This is a genomic window from Corynebacterium faecium (genome assembly GCF_027257105.1).
In the GTDB taxonomy this organism is placed as follows: Bacteria; Actinomycetota; Actinomycetes; order Mycobacteriales; family Mycobacteriaceae; genus Corynebacterium; species Corynebacterium lehmanniae.
In genome coordinates, this window is record NZ_JAPYJX010000010.1 from 1 (window position 1) to 18773 (window position 18773).

Consider the following 18773-nt stretch of genomic DNA (forward strand, 5'->3'; position numbering starts at 1 on the left):
GGACGACCAGCCCTCTACGACAACGCTATCGACACCGACTACACCCACTCAATCGGCATCCAAAAAGGCCAAATCTAACCCCCACGACACGCCGAGCCAGACACACTTTTTGTCGTTTAACCCAAGAATTCCGTGAGCCCGATTCATCGAGAAAAATCGACGACACCGGAACTCGGCCGGGGAGGGAGAAGGTTTTCTTCTTCTTTTGCACAAAGGCAACTCTACTGACCGTGCCGACATGCATAAGAAAAGTGCCTCTCGGAGAAACTCCAAGAGGCACGGCTGGTCGGGATAACAGGATTTGAACCTGCGACCTCTTCGTCCCGAACGAAGCGCGCTACCAAGCTGCGCCATATCCCGGTTGTATCGTTGGGCTCTCGCCCGCGGTACTGGCAACACATTACCCCCGGGCGGCGAATCAGCCAAAACGGCAGGTCACAATACCTATCGTCCGCGCTCCACCACCCGGATCAGGCTCGCGGACGGCGGGCAGAACAGGCGCACCGGCGCGTACTTGGACTGGCCTAAGCCGTTGGAGACTTCCATCCACATCTTGCCGTACTTGTGCAGCCCGGACGCGCGCTCGCGGTCGATGTCCGCGTTGGTCACAATCGCGCGCTCGCCGGGCAGGCAGATCTGCCCGCCGTGGGTGTGGCCGGCCAGCGCGAGCTGGTAGCCGTCGGCCTCGAACGCGTCCAGCACCCGGCGGTACGGCGCGTGCAGCAGGCCGATAGACAGATCGGCGTCCTCATTCGGCGCCCCGGCGATTTCGGCATACCGGTCCAGCTCGTGGTGCGGGTCGTCCACGCCCGCGAGCGCCAGGCGCACGCCGGATGCCTTGAACTCCAGGCGGGCGTGGGTGGCGTCTTGCCAGCCGCGCTCCACAAACGCGGCGCGCATCCCCTCCCACGGCAGGTCCTCGTAGGACGGCTCGCGCTTCGCCCCGGTCAGGTACTTCAGCGGATTGACGGGCCGCGGCGCCCAGTAGTCGTTGGTGCCGAACACGAACGCACCCGGGCGGTTCAACAGCGGGCCCAGCGCGTCCAGCACCCACGGCACCCCGCCGACATCCGACAAGTTGTCGCCGGTGTTGACCACTAGGTCGGGGTCGAGCGCGTCCAGGCTGGAGACGAATTCCACCTTCTGTTTCTGTCCCGGGATCATGTGCAGGTCGGACACGTGCAGCACCCTAAACTCGTCGCGACCTTTCAACACCCCCGGCTCGAGCAGAGGCAGGGTGTACTCGCGCAGCTGGAAATTGTTGCGTTGGGTGTACCCCCACGTCAGCGTGGCGGCGCCCGTCGATAGGCAAAGTGCTCCGATTCCCGTCAACTTCTTCACCCGCACCACTGTAATCTCGCAAGCATGAGTGCACTGAAAGACCAGATCCGCGCAGACCTCAAGGAAGCCATGAAGGCGAAGGAAAAGGAGCGCACCGGCACGATCCGCATGCTGCTGGCCGCGATCCAGACCGCCGAGACCGAAGGATCCAAGCACGAGGTGGACGACGCGGAGATTCAGAAGATCATCGCCCGCGAGATCAAGAAGCGCCGCGAGTCCGCGGACATCTACAAAACCAACGGCCGCGACGACCTCGCCGAGGCCGAGCTCACCGAGGCCTCGATCCTCGAGGTGTACCAGCCGAAGCAGCTGGATGACGACGAGCTTGCCAAGCTTATCGACGAAGCTATCGCCGAAACCGGCGCCGAGTCCATGGCCCAGATGGGACAGGTCATGAAGGCCGCCACGGCGAAGGCCGGGGGCCGCGCCGACGGCAAGCGCCTCTCCGAGGCTGTGAAGGCACGCCTGAGCTAGTTGCCGTTTCCGGGCCCGCCGCCGAAGACGTCGGCGATGGCGTCGCGGGCGTCGTTGAGCGATTGCTCGAGGCCCTCGATGCCCGGCGGGGAAGCGGGGCTTGGTTGCGGCGGCGCGGACGGCGAGGGGGCCGCCGCCGAGCTCGGGGGCGCGGAGGGGCTGGCGCTGGCGGCGCCGGCGCCGTCGGAGACGTTCAGCGTCACCGTGGTGTTCGGGCCATCCTGGACCGCGGAGACCACCGTGCCGGCCGGCGCGCCGGCGCCGTTGACCGTGTTCAGTGTGACCGCGTAGCCCTGCGCCTCAAGCTGAGACTTCGCGGCGGAGGAGTACTGGCCGACCACCGCGTCCAGCGCCCCGCGCTTCGTTCCACGCATGTGCACCGGGCTCGCAGGCGGCAGCCCGCCCGCGGCCGCACCCGGCACCCCGGCCGCCGCCTGGAACCAGGTATCGGCCGCTTCGTTGCCGCCGAACAGCGTGCCGTACTGGCACTGGCGCACCGGCTGGGTGCACAGCGGGGTGGACTGGGTGCCGTCGTTGTAGATGTACGGCGCGGCCGCCATGGTCTGGGTGAAGCCCAAAAACGCGGTGGAGTGGTGGGACTCCGTCGTGCCCGTCTTCGCGGCCGTCGGGGCGGACCAGCCGTTGTTGCGGGCGGAAGCGGACGCGGTGCCGTCGACAATGTCCTTTGACATGCCCTGGGACAGCGCGCCGGCGATGTCCGGTTCGACCGCCTGCTCGCAGGCGGGGCGGTCGATGAAGACCTGCTTGCCGTTTTCGTCCAGCACTTCCTTGATCGGGTTCGGCTCGCACCAACGCCCGCCAGAGGCCAAGGTGGCACCCACGTTGGACAGCTCCAGCGCGTTCACGGCGAGGGGGCCCAAGGTGAAGGCGCCCATGTTCTCTTCCTTCGCGGCCTGTGCGACGGAGCGGCCGTCGCCGAACGAGTTCTCGTCCGCGTACGAGCGCAGCCCCAGGCGCACCGCCAAATCGACGACGGGTGCCACGCCGGTTTTCTGGATCAGCTCCACAAACGTGGTGTTCGGCGACTGCGCCAGCGCGTCCTGCAGCGTCATGCGCGGGGCGTAGGTGCCGGCGTTTTCGACGCAGTACGCGCCCGGCGGGCAGTTGGCCGCGCCGCCGTCGCCCATGCCGTAGAGTACCGAGCGCGCCGGCGTCTCCAGCATCGTGTTCAAGCCGTAGCCCTGCTCCAGCGCCGCGGCGGCGGTGAAGATCTTGAACACCGAACCCGCACCGGCGCCAACCAGGGAGGCCGGCTGCGGCAGGATGGTCTGGCTCTGGTCCAGGTCCAGGCCGTAGAAACGCGAGGACGCCATGGCCAACACGTCGCGGGAATCCGCGCCGGGGCGGATGATGTTCATCACCTCGGCCACACCCGGGGTGTACGGGCTGACGTTGTTGCGCACCGCGTTGTTGGCCGCCTCCTGCACCGCCGGGTCCAGGGTGGTGGTGATGGTGTAGGAGCCGTTGAGGATTTGCTCCATGTCCAGCCCCTTGTCCTCGAGGTAGCGCAGGGCGTAGTCGCACATGAAGCCCTTGTCGCCGGCGGCGATGCAGCCCTGCGGCAGCGTCTTCGGCTGCTCCAGGATGCCCAGCGGGGTGCCGGCCAGGCGGTCCGCTTCCGCCTGGTCCAGGTAGCCCTGGGCTGCCATGTTGTTCAGAACCACGTTGCGGCGCTGGGTGGCGCCTTCCGGGTTGGTGTACGGGTTGAGCGCTTCCACGGACTGCAGGATGCCCACCAGTAGCGCCGCTTGCGCCGGGTTGAGCTCGCGGGCGGGGACGTCGAAGTAGGTCAGCGCCGCCGCCTCGATGCCGAAGGCGTGGTTGCCAAAGGAGACGAGGTTGAGGTACCTGGTCAGCACCTCGTCTTTCTCCAGCGTCTTGTCTAGGTCGGAGGCCATGCGCATCTCGCGCAGCTTGCGCGGGATGGACTGTTCGGTGGCGGCGTTGGCCTCGTCCTCGTTCTCCGCGTCGATGAGCCAGAGGTAGTTCTTCACGTACTGCTGGTTGATCGTGGACGCGCCCTGCTCTACCCCGCCGGCGAGCACGTTGGTTACCATCGCGCGGGCGAAGCCTTGCATGTCCACGCCCTCGTGCTGGTAGAAGCGGCGGTCCTCCGTGGCCACCAGGGCGTCCTTGACGTGCTGGGAGATCCCGTCGCTGGCCACCTCGTAGCGGCGCTGTTTGAAGATCCAGGCCATGGGGGTGCCGTTGGCGTCGTTAATCGTGGTGACGCCGGGGACTTCGCCGTGGGTGAGGTCGGAGAGGTTCGACTGCATCGTCTCGTCGGTGCGGGCGACGGCGGCGCCGCCGAGGCCTGCGAGAGGGGCGAGGCACAGGGCAATGGCCAGCGCCGCCGCGACGAGCGTGGCAAGCAGGCTTCCTAGGGATTTCAGTGCGGACACGCCATTACCTTAAATGACTCGGCCCGCGCGCGGGAATATAAAAGACCCCCCAAAAATGTGACCCATTCGACAGAAGTCTTTCTTGTGTGATTACATTTACATGGGACCGTAGATATACGGTCGGATGTATAAAACTGCGCCGGGGAGACGGTGCAGGTGAACGAGTAGAGGAGCACGGCTATGACCACGGCTTTGGGTAACACCGCGCAGCGAAACGCACAACGGACCACGTCCCGCAAGTGCGACGCATCCGGACATCTCGTTTTTGACCGAGGGGATTGGGTCACCCACGCGCAGTGCCGCGGCAAGGATCCGGACGCCCTGTTCGTCCGCGGCGCGGAGCAGCGCAAGGCTGCCGCAATCTGCCGCGCGTGCCCGGTGCTCACCGAGTGCCGCGCCGACGCACTGGACAACAAGGTCGAGTTCGGCGTCTGGGGCGGGCTCACGGAGCGTCAGCGCCGCGCGGTGCTGCGCAAGAACCCGCACGTGACGGACTGGGCGGAGTACCTCTCTGCCGGCGGCGAAGTTGTCGGCCTGTAGGTAGTCTTGGGCGCCATGACGAAATGGGAGTACGCAACGGTTCCGTTGCTCACGCACGCCACCAAGCAGATTTTGGACACCTGGGGCGAGGACGGCTGGGAGCTCGTCTCCGTTGTCCCGGGCCCGACCCAGGACAACGTTGTCGCTTACATGAAGCGGGAGGTCGAATAGATGTGGACTGATCGTCTCAAGGAGCTTGGCATCGAGCTGCCCGCCGTCGCTGCACCCGTTGCTGCCTACGTGCCCGCCGTCGAGGCCGGAAACCAGGTGTGGACGTCCGGCCAGCTGCCGTTTATCGACGGCAAGCTGCCCGCCACCGGCAAAGTCGGCGCGGAGGTCACCGAGGAGGCCGCTTACGGCTACGCTCGCCAGGCCGCGCTCAACGCGATCGCCGCGGTGGATGACTTGGTCGGCATCGACAACGTCGCCCGCGTGCTCAAGATCGTCGGCTTCGTCGCCTCCGACCCGGCGTTTACCGGCCAGCCCGCCGTGATCAACGGCGCCTCCGAGCTCATGCAGGAGGTCTTCGGTGAAGCCGGTGCGCACGCCCGCTCCGCGGTGGGCGTCGCGTCGCTGCCGATGGACACACCGGTCGAGGTCGAACTCATCGTCGAGCTGAAGAGCTAGAACTCCAATACACGGCTGTTAAGCGGGTACGCTGGGGCATATGCAACATCCCGCTTACAGCCAACTGCGCCCTGTGACCGCCAACGCCGCGGTGGTCCTGGCGCCGAACCCCAGCTACGCGGCGCTCGAGGGGACCAACTCCTGGGTGATCAGGGGTGAGGGGGATCAGCGAAGCATCGTCGTTGATCCGGGCCCGGAGGATGAGGGCCACCTCAACGTCCTCCGCTCCAAGGCGGGGGAGGTGGCGCTCATTTTGCTCACGCACCGCCACCACGACCACGCTGACGGCGCGGAGCGTTTCCGCCAGCTCACCGGTGCTCCTGTTCGCTCGCTGGATCCGCAGTACAGCTCGGGGGCGGATCCACTTATGGACGGCGAAGTGGTCGCCGTCGACGGCATCACCCCACGCCTGGAGGTCGTGGCCACCCCGGGCCACACCAGCGATTCCGTGTGCTTCTTTGTCTACCCGGGAGACCCGGAGACCACCGAGCTGGAGGGCATCATCACCGGCGACACCATCGCCGGCCGCCACACCACCATGATCTCCGAGACGGACGGCGACCTGGGCAAGTACCTGGATTCCCTGGAGCTTCTGGAGGAGCAGGGCAAGGACATCCCGCTGCTGCCGGGCCACGGCCCCGAGGGCGCGGACCTGTCGGCCTACGCCCGCAAGTACATCGACCGCCGCAACCAGCGCCTGGAGCAGATCCGCGAGGCGCTGAAGACCCACGGCGAGAACGCCGACATCAACACCCTGGTCGACGCGATCTACGACGATGTGGACCCGGTGCTGCGCGGCGCCGCCGAGCAGTCCACCCGCGTGGCCCTGCGCTACCTGAAGGCCGCGCCCTAGGGGTTTTGTACGAATCGACAAAACGCCAACGCTCCGGCTTCTCCCACCTGGGGAAATGCCGGAGCGTTGTCGATTTGTGCAAACGGGGGCGCGCTAGCGGGCGCGGCGGGCGAGGTGCTCGGTGTCGACTATGAGCACGCTCTTGCCCTCGAGGCGGATCCAGCCGCGGTGGGCGAAGGTGGCCAGCGCCTTGTTCACCGTCTCGCGGGAGGCGCCGACGAGCTGGGCGATCTCTTCCTGCGTCAGGTCGTGGTTGACGCGCAGGGCGCCGCCTTCGTGGGTGCCGAAGCGGTTGGCCAGCTGCAGCAGCGTCTTGGCCACGCGGCCGGGCACGTCGGTGAAGATGAGGTCTGCAAGCGACGCGTTGGTGCGGCGCAGGCGGCGGGCCAGCACGCGCAGGAGCTGCTGGGAGATCTCCGGGTGGGTGTCGATCCAGGTGCGCAGCATGGTGGAGTCCATGGTGGCGCAGGTGACTTCGGTGACGCACACTGCGGAGGAGGTGCGTGGACCCGGGTCGAAGATAGACAGCTCGCCGAACATGTCCGACGGGCCCATCACGGACAGCAGGTTCTCGCGGCCGTCCGGGGCGTGGCGGGCGAGCTTAATTTTGCCGTCGACGATGATGTAGAGGCGGTCGCCGGGTTCGCCTTCGTCGAAGATGGTGGTGCCTTTGGGGAAGGTCACCGTGTCCATCTCGTTGATTAGCGCGGCTACTGCTTCCGGGTCCACGCCCTGGAAAATGCCGGCGCGGGCGAGTGTGTCCTGTACGCCTTCCATGAATCCTCCTCGGTTGGGACGGCCAGGGGGCAGTGGTTGCAGTCACTTTCGCGTAACTTTTTGGCAGCCGTCACAGTGCGTTTTGCACTTTACCACCCATGCGCGGTCTTGGTCAGGTGGTTGGCCAAGTTGGTGTTAATCCACCACGCGCGCCTCGAGCCGCTCCATCGCCAGCGGGAACGCTCCGAGCACTACCGGGATCAGCAGCACGAGAATCACATTCATAGGTGTCATTTTACGCCACGCATAACTAGCATGTCGGTCATGTCCTCCACCACGCCGAAAAAACACCGCCGCCCCGGATCCCATCCGGCGGCGAAGGGGGCGGAGACGGACATCGGCCGCACGAGGAGGGCCCGCCGGATCAACCGCACGCTGGCGGAGACGTTCCCGGACGCGCACGCTGAGCTGGACTTTTCCAACCCGCTGGAGCTGCTAGTGGCGACGGTGCTTTCGGCGCAGACCACGGACGTGCGCGTCAACATGGTCACCCCGGCGTTGTTTGCCAAGTACCCCACCGCCCACGCGTACGCGGAAGCCGATCAAACCGAGGTGGAGGAGCTTATCCGTTCCACCGGTTTCTACCGCTCGAAGGCGAAAAACCTCATCGGTTTAGGCCAGAAGCTGGTGGCGGATTTCGGCGGGGAAGTGCCCACCAAACTCGAGGATCTGGTGACGCTTCCGGGCGTGGGCCGCAAGACGGCGCACGTGGTGCGCGGCAACGCGTTCGGCATGCCGGGGCTGACGGTGGACACGCACTTTCAGCGGCTGGTCAAGCGCCTCATGCTCACCGAGGAAACGGATCCGGTGAAGATCGAGCACGCCATCGCCGGGCTCATCGAGCGCCGCGAGTGGACCATGTTCTCCCACCGCATCATCTTCCACGGCCGCCGTATCTGCCACGCCCGCAAACCAGCGTGCGGCGTGTGCCCGATCGCGTTCGACTGCCCGAGCTTCGGCGCCGGCCCCACCGATCCGGAAGCGGCCTCGGACCTGGTCACGGGTCCGGAGCGCGACCACATCCTGGGGCTTGCATGAAGCGCGCGATCTGGGTGAGTGTTGCGGTCATCGTCGCGGTGACCCTGCTCGTGGTGGCGGGCGCGCGCAGTTTGCTTGTCGACGATCAACCAACGGGGGACCCTGTGGCCGTCGAGAAGCAGGTGCCTCAACGGCCGGACTGCCCGGCTGGGCTGGACCTGCCGTGCCTGGGCGGGGACGTGGCCGGCGAGGCCAAGGAAATCACCGTGGTCAACGTGTGGGCCTGGTGGTGCCAGCCGTGCCGCGCGGAGCTGCCGGCAGTGGAGGAGTTCGCGCGCACGCACCCGGAATACACGGTGGTGGGCGTGCACGCGGACCAAAACGCGGGCAATGGCGCGGCACTGCTGGAGGAAGTTGGGGTGGATCTGCCCAGCTATCAGGACGACTCGGGCGCCTTCGCCGCGGAGCAGGGCCTGCCGCCGGTTGTGCCGGTGACGGTGGTGCTGCGCGGCGGCGAGCAGGTGGCGGTGTTTGCCAAGGAGTTCACCTCGGCTGAGGAGCTCGCCGCGGCTGTTCAGGGGGCGCTGTAGATGGACGCGCCGCTGCGCCCGGACCGCGCGCCGCGGTGGCTGAAACCCCTGCTAGAGGCCATCGAAGACGGCGGTGCGGGAATCCCGCGCCGGCTGCTGTCGCCGCGCGTGCTGCAACAAGACGGCGCGGACCAGGCCGCCGTGTTGATCCTGTTCGCCGGCGACCCGCGCGCGACCGAGCTGCCGGAGGACGCGCGGGTGCTGATCACCCACCGCACCCCGCGCATGCGCAGCCACTCCGGTCAGATGGCGTTTCCCGGCGGCCACATCGACCCCAGCGACGGCGGGCCCGTGGATGCCGCGCTGCGCGAAGCGTGGGAGGAAACCGGCCTGGACCCGGACCGTGTGATCCCGCTTGCCCTGCTGGACGCTGCCACCACCGGCGGCAGCAACCGGCGCGTGCGCCCCGTGGTGGCGTTCACCCCGGAGCCCGGCGAGGTGTACCCGGCCAGCGAGGAGGAGACGGACGCGGTGTTTTTCGTGCCGGTGCGCGAGCTGGTGGACCCGCGAAACCGGGCGATGCTGGGCATCAAGGAGTGGTCGGGGCCCGCGTTTTGGGCAGGCGAGTTTCTGGTGTGGGGCTTTACCGGCGTGCTGCTCGCCGTGGTGCTGAAGCTGGGCGGCTGGGTGCGGCCCTGGGACGAAAAGCCTGGCGACTTGCGGGCTGCGCTGGCGCGTTCTGCCAACCGTGAGCGGTAACATCACCGGAATGCACCTGGTTATCGACGTCCTGCTCGCGCTCGCCGTCGTCGCCGCCTGCATCAGCGGCTGGCGCCAGGGGGCGCTCTCCGCGGTGCTTTCCGCAATCGGCGTGGTGGCGGGCCTGGTCATCGGGCTTGCGCTGGCACCGTTCGTCCTGGACTTGTCGGAGTCCCAGACGGTGCGCATTGTGCTGCTCATCGCCCTGGTCGTGCTGTTTGTGGGCCTGGGCAACCTGGTCGGCGTCACCGTCGGCGCCAGCCTGCGCGGGCGTGTGCGCTCCCGGGGCCGCCGCGTGCTGGATTCCGCGCTCGGCGCGACGTTCCAATCGGTGGCGGTGGCTGCGGTGCTGTGGTTCATCTCCATCCCGCTGGCGGCCTCGGTGCCGGGCGAGATCGGCGACGGCATCCGCTCCTCCCGCGTCTTCGGCACCATCAACGCCGCCGCGCCCGAGTCCGCCTCGAAGCTGCCGGCGAGGTTCGCCGCGCTTCTCGACGAATCCGGGCTGCCGCCGTTGGTCTCCCCCTTCCATTCGCTGGGCGGGGCGCAGGTAGCGGCGCCGGATGGGTCCGTGGTGGAGCCGGAGGTCGTCGAGAAGCTTCGCCCCAGCGTGGTGCACGTGATGGGGGACGCGGAAACCTGCCGGCGGCGCCTGATGGGCACCGGTTTTGTCATCGAGGACGGCTACGTGCTCACCAACGCGCACGTGGTGGCCGGCACCGAACGGGTGGCCCTGGACACTGTGGTGGGAGTCAAGCCCGCGCAGGTGGTGCTGTTTGACCCGGACACCGACATCGCGGTGCTGCGCGCCGAGGAACTGGGCCTGCCGGAGCTGCGCTGGGCCGAAGACGAGCTGGCGGTCAGCGACAGCGCCGTGGTGATGGGCTACCCCAAGTCCGGCCCGTTCGAGGCGGCGCCGGTGCGCATCCGCGGCAAGCTGGAAATCGCGGGCCCGGACATCTACACCACCGGGCGCGTGGAGCGCGAGGCGTACACCATCCGCGGCAACATCCGCCAAGGCAACTCCGGCGGGCCGCTGCTCACCCCGGGCGGCGAGGTCGCGGGCATGATCTTCGGCGCGTCCCTGGACACCTCAGAAACGGGATACGCGCTGACTGCACACCAAGTGCAGCAGCGCGTAGGGGATGTGCGGAGCTTAACGCGCCCCGCGGATACGCAAGCGTGCGTTAGCGGTTAACGGCGGTGGAGCCGGTGCGCGGCAGCGAGGAGCCCGTGCCGGAGGAGGTGTAGAGGCCAGCCTCGTCCTTGGCCAGGTTCTTCTGCGCCTGGCCCGGCTTGAGGTTCTTCAGCTCGTTGACGGACTCGATGGTCTTCTCCGGCGCCTTGATCTTCTTGATCTTCTTGAAGCCGATGAATGCCAGCAGGCCGGCCAGCGCCAGCATGGCCAGGAAGACGATCAAGAACGCCCAGCCGCGGTGCATCCAGGACGCGAGCATCTCCGCGATGGCGAAGAAGAGGAAGAAGGAGGAGTAGAGGGCGATCACGCCGGCCACGGCGAACAGGCCGCCGCCCATCGCACCCTTCTTCACCTCGCCGACGACCTCGGCCTTGGCCAGCTCGATCTCGCCGCGGACCAGGGTGGATACCTGCTGAGACGCGTTGGAGATCAGGGTGCCGATGGAGTCGTTGCCCGGCTGGGTGGCGTAGGTGTCGCGCAGCGGGATGGAGTCCACCTTGGCGTTCACGGCGGTGGAGCCGCTGGTGTAGAGGCCTTCGTTGCTCACTTGTAGTTCACCTTCCTGGGTGGCTTTTATACGGCACCCGGGAAGGTGCCTGGAATTCTTCACACGATGTTAGCGATGTATGGAGGCATTTGCCCGAATCGGGGTAGAAAAGTCACGCGGTTTTACGCCGAGCGCTTGTCGTCCTTGCCGCCGCCCATAGCGCGGGCGATAAGAACACCGGCGACTGCAAGCGCGGTCACGCCCGCGATCACGCCCGCGCCGATGCCCACCTCGCGCGCGTTCGGCATCTGGAACAGCGGCTCCGGGTTCTTAAACGTCCGGGCCTGCCAGCCGTTGGCTAGCGCGTGCTTCTTCAGCGCCCGGTCCGGGTTCACGGCCACCGGGTTGCCCACCAGCTCCAGCATGGGGATGTCGGTGGCCGAGTCGGAGTAGGCGTAGCTGTGGTCCAGGTCGAAGTCGTGCTCGGCGGCGAACTGTCGCACCGCCTCGGCCTTCGCGTCGCCTTTGAGGTAGCGGGTGATTTCGCCGGTGAGCTTGCCGTTTTCCACGGCCATTTCGGTGGCGACCACGGTGTCCACTCCGAGTTCGTCGGCGATCGGCTCCACCAGGATCGCAGCCGAGGCCGAGATGATGATGACGTGGTGGCCGGCGTTCCTGTGGTCGTCGATAAGCTGGCGCGCCTCGGCGTAAATGGCGGGGGCGACCACCTCGCGCAGGGTGTCGCGGGTGATGCGCTGGATGTCCTCGACGTTCCAGCCGGCGACCATCTGCGCCAGCGCGTCGCGGGTGGAGTCCATCTTCTGGCTGGACTGGCCCACCAGCATGTACTGGGCTTTGGTGAGGTAGAGCTCCCAGGCTTCCTGGCGGGTGATCATCCCATTGTTCAGGAATTCTTTGCCGAAGGCGAACGCGGACGACGTCGCAATGATCGTCTTGTCCAGGTCGAAGAAGGCCGCCACCGGCTTGTTAGCAGACATACTCCTGCAGTGTAGACCCCAAACCCTACGGATGCGTAGCTAAGGCCTGTGAAACCAGTGTGACGCGTGGGGCGACTTATCCACAGCGGAATTGTTGAAGCGTCCGCAATGGGGGTGGGTTATCCACAGAAAAAATTTTGCCCATTGTTTCCGGGTTGCCACGGTTGCACGCTACCGCCATGACACACGCAAACACAGGCCCCATCGTCGTCGCGGTCGCGGACCCGGCGCTGCACTCCGAAGCCATCCACATCGCCGCCGCCACAGGTCGCAAGGTCATCGACGCCGCCGACGACACCCAGCTCGCCCGCCACGCTCCCAAGGCGCATGCCTTGCTTATCGACGACCTCCGGGCCCCCTCCTTAAGCACCCAACCACGGGGACCGAACGTGTTCACCGTGGTCGCGGACACCGCCCCGGCCGCGACGCGCGAGGACGTCTTCGCCCTGCCCGCCCAGGCCGCGGACGTGCTGCGCAGCATCGGCGCGCTGGCGCTGGCCCCGGCCGTGGCGGCCGCGAGCGGAAAGGTGGTCGCCGTGCTCGGCGCGTGCGGCGGGGCGGGCGCATCGGTGCTGGCCGCGGCGCTGTGCCGGGTGGCGGGTAACGCCACGTTGATCGACGCCCACCAGCTCTCCGGCGGCCTGGACCTGTTGCTGGGGCTAGAGAGCACGCCCGGCGCGCGCTGGGGCGAGATCGACTTCGCCGCCGGCGGGGCGGTCTCGCGCGCGGAGTTGCGCGGGGCGCTGCCCGCCGGCGAGGACGGCACCGCGCTGCTGACGTTTCCGCGAACAACCGTGGCGGACCCGTTCCGGCTGACATTGGATGAGCTCAACGCCGTGGTGCACGCCGCCGGCACGGACGGGCTGACGGTGGTGGACGCCCCGCTTGCGCTGCTGCCGGACCGCTGCGACCTCGCCGTGGTCATGCTGCGGCCCGAGCTGCGCGCGGCCGCTGCCGCCGCCCGGATCGTCGCCGAGTGCAACGCCGCCGGGGTGGCCAACGCGCTGGTGCTGCGGCACAGCGAGTGGGCCTCGCTGGAGCCCGCTCAGGTGGAGGACACGGCGAAAGCGCCCGTGATCGCCCAGGTGCAGCAGGTTCGCGGGTTGACCAAGCAGCTGGACCAGGCCGGCCTGCCGGCGAAGCTGCCGCGCACGCTCAACCGCGCCGCCGAGGCCGTGCTGGGGGAGGTGGCCTAAATGGACGACGTGCTCGCACGCGTGAAGCGCCGCCTGGCCGACGAGCCGGCTCAGCCCGACCCGGCGCGCATCGCCGCGATCATCCGCGAGGAGGCGGTGGTGATCAGCGACATCGGGGTGTTAGACATCATGCGCAAGCTTCGCGACGACACCACGGGCGCCGGGCCCCTCGAAGCCATCCTGGCGGACCCTGCCGTGACCGACATCTGCGTCAACGCCCCGGACGAGGTGTACGTGGACACCGGCCAGGGGTTGGAGCGCTCGGAGCTGACGTTCGATTCGGAAGCTTCCGTGAGGCGGCTCGCCACCCGCCTGGCCGTCAGCTGCGGGCGCAGGTTGGACGACGCGCAGCCGTTCTGCGACGGGCACGTCACCCGCGACGACGGCACCCTACTGCGCTTCCATGCCGTACTCGCCCCGACCGCCCAGGCAGGCACCTGCATCTCCCTGCGCGTGCTGCGCACCGCCTCGGCCACGCTCGACGATCTTGTGGCGCGCGGCGCGCTTGACGAGGAGAGGGCGGCGCTGGTGCGGGGGATCGTCGCCAAGCGAAAGGCGTTTGTGGTCGTCGGAGGCACCGGCTCCGGCAAGACCACGTTGCTGTCCGCGCTGCTCGCGGAGGTGGACCCGTCCGAGCGAATCGTGGCCATTGAGGACACCCTCGAGCTGACCCCGGACCACCCGCACGTGGTGAACCTGACCAGCCGCGGTGCCAACGCCGAGGGTGCCGGCGCGATCACGATCGCGGACCTGGTTCGCCAATCGCTGCGGATGCGCCCGGACCGCATCGTCGTCGGCGAGATCCGCGGCGGGGAAGTGGTCGACCTGCTCGCCGCGCTCAACACCGGCCACGACGGCGGGGCTGGCACCCTGCACGCCAACTCCATCGAGGAGGTGCCCGCCCGCTTCGAGGCGCTCGCGGCACTCGGCGGGATGGACCGCGCCGGGCTGCACGCCCAGCTCGCGGCCGCTATCGACGTGGTGCTGGTGGTCAAACGACGCACCGACGGCACCCGCTACCTGCAGCAGATCGGCGTGCTCGAGGGCGAGCCGGTGCGCGCGAGAGTGGTCTGGGACGCCGATCGCGGCGAGCTGGATGGCTACGAGGAGCTCGCCCGATGATCACCGTGATTCTGCTCGCCTGCGCTGTCGCCGTCGCCGCGCCGTCGCCCGCGTACCGGGTGGTCGAGCGCACCCTAAGCCCCGCGCCCAGGCTTATCCCGGCCACCATGGCGGTTGCGGGCGTCGGCGCGGTGGTGTTCGGCCGCGTCAGCCTCGTGGTCGCCGCGGCCATGGCCGGCGCGACGCTGGTGCACGTGCTGCGCGCCCGCCGCGACGACAGGGCCGCCCGGCGGCGCAGCGCGGCGGCCGCGACGTACCTCGGGGCAGTGTCCACCAACCTGCAGGCAGGCGCCGCCATGCCGGACGCGCTGGCGCGTGCCGCCGAGCAGGCGCCGGCCCCGCTGCAACCGGAAGCGGCCCGCCTGACGCAACTTGCCCGCTCCGGCGCGCCGCTGGAGACCCACGTGCCGGAGCTTGAACGCCTCGGCACGCTCTGGGCGCTGTCGGCCTCGCGTGGGGTGCCGCTGGCGAAGCTGGTCGCCGCGCTTCGCGACGACATCGACCACGCCAACCGCCACCGCGACGCCACCCGCGCCGCCTTGGCCGGCCCGCAAACCACCGCCGCAGTCCTCGCGCTGCTGCCGGTAGCGGGTGTGCTCATGGGCACCGCGATGGGCGCGAACCCGCTGGCGTTTCTCACCGGCGGCGGGCTCGGCGGGGCGCTGTTGGTGGCGGGCACCGCGCTGGTGTGCGCGGGCGTGGCAGTCTCGCGCCGCATCATCGAGGGGGCCAGCGCATGATCGGCCTCGTTCCCGCACTCCTCGTCGCCGCAGCGCTGTTTGTCGCTCCGGCTGGCCCGGGCGGCCGCGTCACCGCAGCCTCCCCGAAGGCGCCCCGCGACGGCCCCGAGAAGGCCGACCCGGAGCGCTGTGCTAGCGACATCGAACTGTTCGCTGCATGCGTCTCAGCGGGCCTGCCCGCCGCCACCGCGGCGGCTGCGGTCGCCGACACCCACGGGACACGCAGCCCGTGGCACACCGTGGCCTCGCTGACGGCGCTGGGGGTTGAACCCCAGCGCGCCTGGGCCGAGATCCGCCACCTGCCGGGCGGCGAGGATCTCGCCGGGCTTGTTGCCCTATCCGCCACCTCCGGAACCTCGCTGGCCGCGGGCTGCGGGCGCATCGCCGCCCAGCTGCGCGCGGGCGCGGGGGACCGGGCCAAAGCCAAAGCGGAATGCGCGGGCGTGCTCATCGCCATCCCGCTCACCGCGTTTTTCCTGCCGGCGTTTTTCGTCCTCGGGCTCGCGCCCGCGGTGATCAGCCTCGGCACCTCACTGATCAACTAGAAGGAGTTTTTTCCCATGCGCTACCTCAATTCCGCACTCACCACCGCCTATCTGTACGCTGCCTCCAGGGCCCAGAAAATGCGCTCTGACCAGGGGATGTCCACCATCGAATACGCCTTTGGCAGCCTCGCGGCCGCGGCGCTTGCCGGTGTGCTCTACCTCGTGGTCAACGGCGACGCCGTCACCAACGCCATCGAAAGCGTCATCACCGACGCGCTGAGCAACACGCCGGGCTGATGAGCACCATCGAAACCGCGCTGTCGCTGTCGGCCCTCGTGGTGGTCACAGCCGCGATCGTGGGCGGGATCGCCACCGTCGCCGCCTACATCACGGCCGTGGACATCGCGGGTGCCGCCGCCCGCGCCCACGCGTTGGGGGTGGAGTACGCCGCGCCCCGCGGCGAGGTCTCCGTCACCGAAAACGCGGGCCTGGCCACCGCGGCCGCTTCGGTCCCGGCGCCGATCGGCACCATGCGCGCAACAGCCGTGTTCCCCGTGGAGTTCTGATGCGTCTGCTTTCCGACGAAGGCTCCGCCACCATCACCGCCACCGGCATCATCACGTCAGTAGTTTCGCTGGCACTGGCGGTGGTGGCGCTCGGGGTGCACACCTCTGACACGCACCGGGCCCGGGTCGCGGCGGACCTAGCCGCCGTGGCCGGCGCGACCGCGATGTACCAGGGCGCCGACGCCTGCACCACGGCGAGGCGCACCGCGGAGCTCAACGGCGCGCGCGTGGTCTCCTGCGAGGTCACCGCGGGTGACCTCGTGGTGGCAGCCACCCGCCGCCGGGCGGAGGCCGCTGCCCGCGCGGGGCCCTAGCCCGCCGTCATGGTCACTAGCGCGCCAAGCAGCTTCAGCGCGGCGCGCTTGTCCAGCGGTTGGTTGCCGTTGCCGCACTTCGGCGACTGCACGCACGACGGGCAGCCGTCCTCGCAGCCGCAGGAACGCACGGTCTCCCAGGTCGCCTCGATCCACTCGTGGAAGCGGGCGAAGCCCTCGTCGGCGAAGCCCGCGCCGCCGGGGTGGCCGTCGTAGACGAACACCGTGGGCAGCATCGTGTCCGGGTGCAGCGCGGTGGACACGCCGCCGATGTCCCAGCGGTCGCACGTGGCCAAAAGCGGCAGCAGCCCGATCGCGGCGTGCTCGGCGGCGTGCAGCGCGCCGGGGATCTCGCCGGCGGTAATGCCCAGCTCGTCCAACACCATCGGGTCGATGGTGTACGCCACCGCGCGGGTGACCAAACGCTGCTCGGGCAGGTCGAGCGGGATGTGTTCGCTGACGGTGCCGTCGGAAAGCCGCACCACGTAGCCGGTGACGCGGTCGATGACCTCCACGTCGACGCTTGCCACCCACAGCCCCGGCGAGGGGTTGACCAGCTGGTGAGCCTCGCCCAGGATCGTGATGTCCGTGGTCGAGCGCGCCTGCGTGGAGTAGTCCGGCCTCTCCGGCGCCACGAGTGCCACGTAGTCGTCCAGATCCAGCGCCTGGACCACGAAGTACTCGCCCTGGTGGATGTAGACCGCCCCGTCGTGCACCTGGCTCATCGCGCGCGCCGCGTCCACGGTGCCGAGCAGCCGACCGTCGGCGACGTCCACGATCATCACCTGCTCGCCCACACCGCCGCGCAGCGACACCGAAGCGTGCGCCGACTCCGGCGTGATCTCGCCGTCCAACTGCGGCACCGCGAACCAGCCCGCCGGCCGGCGGCGCAACAAGCCCGCAGCAGTCAGGTCGTCCACCACGTCGCGGGCGCCGAAGGCCTCCACGTCCGCCTCGCTCAGCGGCCGTTCCACCGCGGCGCAGTACACGTGGCCGCGCAGAATGAACGGGTTGGTTGGGTCGAACACGGAATTTTCCACCGGCTTGCCCAGAAGCGCCTCCGGATGGTGGACCAGGTAGGTGTCCATCGGCTCGTCGCGCGCCACCAGCACCGCCACCGAGCTCTGCCCGCGCCGGCCCGCGCGCCCGGCCTGCTGGCGAAACGACGCCACCGTGCCTGGAAACCCCGCCATCACCACCGCGTCCAGCCCGCCGACGTCGATGCCGAGCTCCAGCGCGTTCGTGGATGCCACCCCCAGCAGCTCACCATCGTCCAGGCGGCGCTCCAGCTCGCGGCGGTCCTCCGCCAGATACCCCGCCCGGTACGGCGCGACGCGCTCGGCCATATCCGCGCGGCCCGCCGCCGACAGGTGCTCCTGGGTGCGCATCGCCACCGTCTCCGCGGCGCGCCGGGACCGCACGAACGTCAACGTCCGCGCGCCCTGCAGCAACAGCTCCGCGGACACTGAAGCGGCCTCAGCGGTGGCGGGGTAGCGCACCGGCGCGCCGCCCTCGCCCTCGGCGCCCTCGATGAAGCCGGGTTCCCACAGCACGATGGTGCGCTCGCCGGAAGGGGCGGCGTCCTCGGTCACGGCCACAGCCTCGCGCCCGCTCAGCCGGCGGGCCTGCCCCGCCGGGTCCGCCGCGGTGGCCGACGCGTAGATCAGCGTCGGGGAAGACCCGTACGCGGCAGCGATGCGCAGCAGCCGCCGCAGCACCAAGGCCACGTTCGCGCCGAACACGCCCCGGTAGGTGTGGCACTCGTCCACCACCACGTACTTCAAGTGCCGCAAGACCCGCGCCCACCGCGCGTGCGAGCCCAACACGGACGCGTGCAGCATGTCCGGGTTGGTGAACACGTAGCGCGCGTGCTCCCGAATGCCCGCGCGCGATTCCGTCGGCGTGTCCCCGTCGTACGGCGCCGGGTGGATGCCCTCCAGACCCGCGCCTTGCACCATCCGCAGCGTGGCCTGCAGCTGGTCCGAGCCCAGCGCCTTCGTCGGCGTCAGATACACCGCGCACGCCGTCGGATCCTGCACAAGCGCGGTCAGCACCGGCAGCTGGTAGCCCAACGACTTGCCGGAGGACGTCCCCGTCGCCACCACCACGTCCTCACCGCGCCACGCATGCTCTGCGCACAGGGCTTGGTGGAGGTAGGGGGAAGCGAAGCCTTCGTCGATAAGCAATTGCTTCAACCGCGGCTCCACCCACCCAGGCCACTCGCTATAGCGGGCCTGACGTGCGGGGACATGCTCGACATGCGTAATCGTCGCCGCGGGGTGGCGGCGTTTCAGCGCGCCGAGCAGCTCGGTACCGAACGGGGAAACCATAATCACAGGGAAGTATGCCAGTTCCCAGTGCTAAG

General features: G+C 68.7%; 22 protein-coding genes and 1 tRNA gene. 16 read left to right on the plus strand and 7 right to left on the minus strand.

The annotated features are described in order from the left end of the window. Positions 1 to 283: 283 nt before the first annotated feature. Both O5O53_RS11140 and O5O53_RS11145 read right to left on the minus strand, forming a co-directional pair. Positions 284 to 360: transfer RNA gene (locus O5O53_RS11140), tRNA-Pro, on the minus strand. Between the two features lie 84 nt (positions 361 to 444). Further along, complete coding sequence (locus O5O53_RS11145; RefSeq protein ID WP_437177861.1) at positions 445 to 1386, minus strand: metallophosphoesterase; 942 nt, start codon at positions 1384 to 1386, stop codon at positions 445 to 447. On the opposite strand from O5O53_RS11145, the gene O5O53_RS11150 reads away from it, so the two are divergent. Beyond that, the gene (locus tag O5O53_RS11150) at positions 1366 to 1815 is read left to right on the plus strand and encodes a GatB/YqeY domain-containing protein (RefSeq protein WP_269512035.1); all 450 of its coding nucleotides are present in this window, start codon (positions 1366 to 1368) and stop codon (positions 1813 to 1815) included. The two genes, O5O53_RS11145 and O5O53_RS11150, sit on opposite strands and share 21 nt — an antisense overlap. Here O5O53_RS11150 and O5O53_RS11155 read toward each other — a convergent pair. Then, positions 1812 to 4238 carry a penicillin-binding protein gene (locus O5O53_RS11155; protein WP_269512038.1) on the minus strand — a complete coding sequence of 809 codons (2427 nt, stop codon included), beginning with the start codon at positions 4236 to 4238 and terminating at the stop codon, positions 1812 to 1814. The two genes, O5O53_RS11150 and O5O53_RS11155, sit on opposite strands and share 4 nt — an antisense overlap. Positions 4239 to 4418: 180 nt before the next feature. Here O5O53_RS11155 and O5O53_RS11160 point away from each other — a divergent pair, with 180 nt between their 5' ends. From O5O53_RS11160 to O5O53_RS11175, 4 genes are read left to right on the plus strand one after another with little or no spacing between them, the layout of a single operon-like run. Beyond that, positions 4419 to 4778, plus strand: coding sequence for a WhiB family transcriptional regulator (locus O5O53_RS11160; RefSeq protein ID WP_239307013.1), 360 nt, complete (start codon positions 4419 to 4421; stop codon positions 4776 to 4778). 15 nt (positions 4779 to 4793) lie between these two features. Then, a complete protein-coding gene (gene sp36 / locus O5O53_RS11165) occupies positions 4794 to 4949 on the plus strand; it encodes a Sp36 family protein (protein ID WP_076590059.1) in 156 nt (51 codons plus the stop codon). After that, positions 4950 to 5405, plus strand: coding sequence for a RidA family protein (locus O5O53_RS11170; protein ID WP_269512041.1), 456 nt, complete (start codon positions 4950 to 4952; stop codon positions 5403 to 5405). It abuts the gene before it with no gap. A 40-nt stretch (positions 5406 to 5445) separates the two neighbouring features. Next, complete coding sequence (locus O5O53_RS11175) at positions 5446 to 6258, plus strand: MBL fold metallo-hydrolase (protein WP_269512043.1); 813 nt, start codon at positions 5446 to 5448, stop codon at positions 6256 to 6258. A gap of 93 nt (positions 6259 to 6351) precedes the next feature. Here O5O53_RS11175 and glxR read toward each other — a convergent pair whose 3' ends face one another. Next, the gene (gene glxR, locus O5O53_RS11180) at positions 6352 to 7035 is read right to left on the minus strand and encodes a CRP-like cAMP-activated global transcriptional regulator GlxR (RefSeq protein WP_034996942.1); all 684 of its coding nucleotides are present in this window, start codon (positions 7033 to 7035) and stop codon (positions 6352 to 6354) included. A 264-nt stretch (positions 7036 to 7299) separates the two neighbouring features. On the opposite strand from glxR, the gene nth reads away from it, so the two are divergent. From nth to O5O53_RS11200, 4 genes are read left to right on the plus strand one after another with little or no spacing between them, the layout of a single operon-like run. Further along, positions 7300 to 8073, plus strand: a complete 774-nt coding sequence (nth, locus tag O5O53_RS11185; protein WP_181890111.1) for an endonuclease III — start codon at positions 7300 to 7302, stop codon at positions 8071 to 8073. After that, complete coding sequence (locus O5O53_RS11190) at positions 8070 to 8603, plus strand: TlpA family protein disulfide reductase (protein ID WP_269512044.1); 534 nt, start codon at positions 8070 to 8072, stop codon at positions 8601 to 8603. The genes nth and O5O53_RS11190 overlap by 4 nt, the downstream gene beginning before the upstream one ends. Continuing rightward, entirely contained in the window at positions 8604 to 9302 is a 699-nt protein-coding gene (locus O5O53_RS11195) for an NUDIX hydrolase (protein WP_181890109.1), read from the plus strand. A 10-nt stretch (positions 9303 to 9312) separates the two neighbouring features. Continuing rightward, positions 9313 to 10500 carry a MarP family serine protease gene (locus tag O5O53_RS11200; protein WP_239356003.1) on the plus strand — a complete coding sequence of 396 codons (1188 nt, stop codon included), beginning with the start codon at positions 9313 to 9315 and terminating at the stop codon, positions 10498 to 10500. Here the strand turns inward: O5O53_RS11200 and O5O53_RS11205 are convergent. Further along, positions 10490 to 11047 carry a phage holin family protein gene (locus O5O53_RS11205; protein WP_269512046.1) on the minus strand — a complete coding sequence of 186 codons (558 nt, stop codon included), beginning with the start codon at positions 11045 to 11047 and terminating at the stop codon, positions 10490 to 10492. The genes O5O53_RS11200 and O5O53_RS11205 overlap by 11 nt on opposite strands. Positions 11048 to 11169: 122 nt before the next feature. After that, positions 11170 to 11985 carry an HAD family hydrolase gene (locus O5O53_RS11210; RefSeq protein WP_269512049.1) on the minus strand — a complete coding sequence of 272 codons (816 nt, stop codon included), beginning with the start codon at positions 11983 to 11985 and terminating at the stop codon, positions 11170 to 11172. Positions 11986 to 12164: 179 nt separating this feature from the next. Between O5O53_RS11210 and ssd the strand changes: the two genes are divergently transcribed. From ssd to O5O53_RS11245, 7 genes are all read left to right on the plus strand, one after another. Further along, the gene (gene ssd / locus O5O53_RS11215) at positions 12165 to 13181 is read left to right on the plus strand and encodes a septum site-determining protein Ssd (RefSeq protein WP_269512052.1); all 1017 of its coding nucleotides are present in this window, start codon (positions 12165 to 12167) and stop codon (positions 13179 to 13181) included. Further along, positions 13182 to 14303: a TadA family conjugal transfer-associated ATPase gene (locus tag O5O53_RS11220; protein ID WP_269512054.1), complete on the plus strand. Its 1122-nt coding sequence runs from the start codon at positions 13182 to 13184 to the stop codon at positions 14301 to 14303. Beyond that, positions 14300 to 15043, plus strand: coding sequence for a type II secretion system F family protein (locus O5O53_RS11225; RefSeq protein WP_269512057.1), 744 nt, complete (start codon positions 14300 to 14302; stop codon positions 15041 to 15043). Before O5O53_RS11220 ends, O5O53_RS11225 begins: the two co-directional genes overlap by 4 nt. Then, entirely contained in the window at positions 15040 to 15588 is a 549-nt protein-coding gene (locus tag O5O53_RS11230) for a type II secretion system F family protein (protein WP_269512061.1), read from the plus strand. Before O5O53_RS11225 ends, O5O53_RS11230 begins: the two co-directional genes overlap by 4 nt. Positions 15589 to 15666: 78 nt before the next feature. Beyond that, the gene (locus O5O53_RS11235) at positions 15667 to 15825 is read left to right on the plus strand and encodes a DUF4244 domain-containing protein (protein ID WP_228496346.1); all 159 of its coding nucleotides are present in this window, start codon (positions 15667 to 15669) and stop codon (positions 15823 to 15825) included. Continuing rightward, positions 15825 to 16094 carry a hypothetical protein gene (locus tag O5O53_RS11240; RefSeq protein WP_239307004.1) on the plus strand — a complete coding sequence of 90 codons (270 nt, stop codon included), beginning with the start codon at positions 15825 to 15827 and terminating at the stop codon, positions 16092 to 16094. The genes O5O53_RS11235 and O5O53_RS11240 overlap by 1 nt, the downstream gene beginning before the upstream one ends. Beyond that, positions 16094 to 16408, plus strand: a complete 315-nt coding sequence (locus O5O53_RS11245) for an Rv3654c family TadE-like protein (RefSeq protein ID WP_269512063.1) — start codon at positions 16094 to 16096, stop codon at positions 16406 to 16408. Before O5O53_RS11240 ends, O5O53_RS11245 begins: the two co-directional genes overlap by 1 nt. Here O5O53_RS11245 and O5O53_RS11250 read toward each other — a convergent pair. Then, positions 16405 to 18738, minus strand: coding sequence for a DEAD/DEAH box helicase (locus O5O53_RS11250; RefSeq protein WP_269512065.1), 2334 nt, complete (start codon positions 18736 to 18738; stop codon positions 16405 to 16407). The genes O5O53_RS11245 and O5O53_RS11250 overlap by 4 nt on opposite strands. Positions 18739 to 18773: the final 35 nt, after the last annotated feature.

Excerpts from the sequence above, each read along its gene's own strand:
- O5O53_RS11240 (WP_239307004.1), top strand. The coding sequence starts at position 15,825 with ATGAGCACCATCGAAACCGCGCTGTCGCTGTCGGCCCTCGTGGTGGTC.
- O5O53_RS11220 (WP_269512054.1), top strand. The coding sequence starts at position 13,182 with ATGGACGACGTGCTCGCACGCGTGAAGCGCCGCCTGGCCGACGAGCCG.
- glxR (WP_034996942.1), bottom strand. The coding sequence starts at position 7,035 with ATGGAAGGCGTACAGGACACACTCGCCCGCGCCGGCATTTTCCAGGGC.
- nth (WP_181890111.1), top strand. The coding sequence starts at position 7,300 with ATGTCCTCCACCACGCCGAAAAAACACCGCCGCCCCGGATCCCATCCG.
- ssd (WP_269512052.1), top strand. The coding sequence starts at position 12,165 with ATGACACACGCAAACACAGGCCCCATCGTCGTCGCGGTCGCGGACCCG.
- O5O53_RS11170 (WP_269512041.1), top strand. The coding sequence starts at position 4,950 with ATGTGGACTGATCGTCTCAAGGAGCTTGGCATCGAGCTGCCCGCCGTC.
- O5O53_RS11190 (WP_269512044.1), top strand. The coding sequence starts at position 8,070 with ATGAAGCGCGCGATCTGGGTGAGTGTTGCGGTCATCGTCGCGGTGACC.
- O5O53_RS11210 (WP_269512049.1), bottom strand. The coding sequence starts at position 11,985 with ATGTCTGCTAACAAGCCGGTGGCGGCCTTCTTCGACCTGGACAAGACG.
- O5O53_RS11225 (WP_269512057.1), top strand. The coding sequence starts at position 14,300 with ATGATCACCGTGATTCTGCTCGCCTGCGCTGTCGCCGTCGCCGCGCCG.
- O5O53_RS11230 (WP_269512061.1), top strand. The coding sequence starts at position 15,040 with ATGATCGGCCTCGTTCCCGCACTCCTCGTCGCCGCAGCGCTGTTTGTC.
- O5O53_RS11150 (WP_269512035.1), top strand. The coding sequence starts at position 1,366 with ATGAGTGCACTGAAAGACCAGATCCGCGCAGACCTCAAGGAAGCCATG.
- O5O53_RS11200 (WP_239356003.1), top strand. The coding sequence starts at position 9,313 with ATGCACCTGGTTATCGACGTCCTGCTCGCGCTCGCCGTCGTCGCCGCC.
- O5O53_RS11195 (WP_181890109.1), top strand. The coding sequence starts at position 8,604 with ATGGACGCGCCGCTGCGCCCGGACCGCGCGCCGCGGTGGCTGAAACCC.
- sp36 (WP_076590059.1), top strand. The coding sequence starts at position 4,794 with ATGACGAAATGGGAGTACGCAACGGTTCCGTTGCTCACGCACGCCACC.
- O5O53_RS11250 (WP_269512065.1), bottom strand. The coding sequence starts at position 18,738 with ATGGTTTCCCCGTTCGGTACCGAGCTGCTCGGCGCGCTGAAACGCCGC.
- O5O53_RS11175 (WP_269512043.1), top strand. The coding sequence starts at position 5,446 with ATGCAACATCCCGCTTACAGCCAACTGCGCCCTGTGACCGCCAACGCC.
- O5O53_RS11160 (WP_239307013.1), top strand. The coding sequence starts at position 4,419 with ATGACCACGGCTTTGGGTAACACCGCGCAGCGAAACGCACAACGGACC.
- O5O53_RS11245 (WP_269512063.1), top strand. The coding sequence starts at position 16,094 with ATGCGTCTGCTTTCCGACGAAGGCTCCGCCACCATCACCGCCACCGGC.
- O5O53_RS11235 (WP_228496346.1), top strand. The coding sequence starts at position 15,667 with ATGCGCTCTGACCAGGGGATGTCCACCATCGAATACGCCTTTGGCAGC.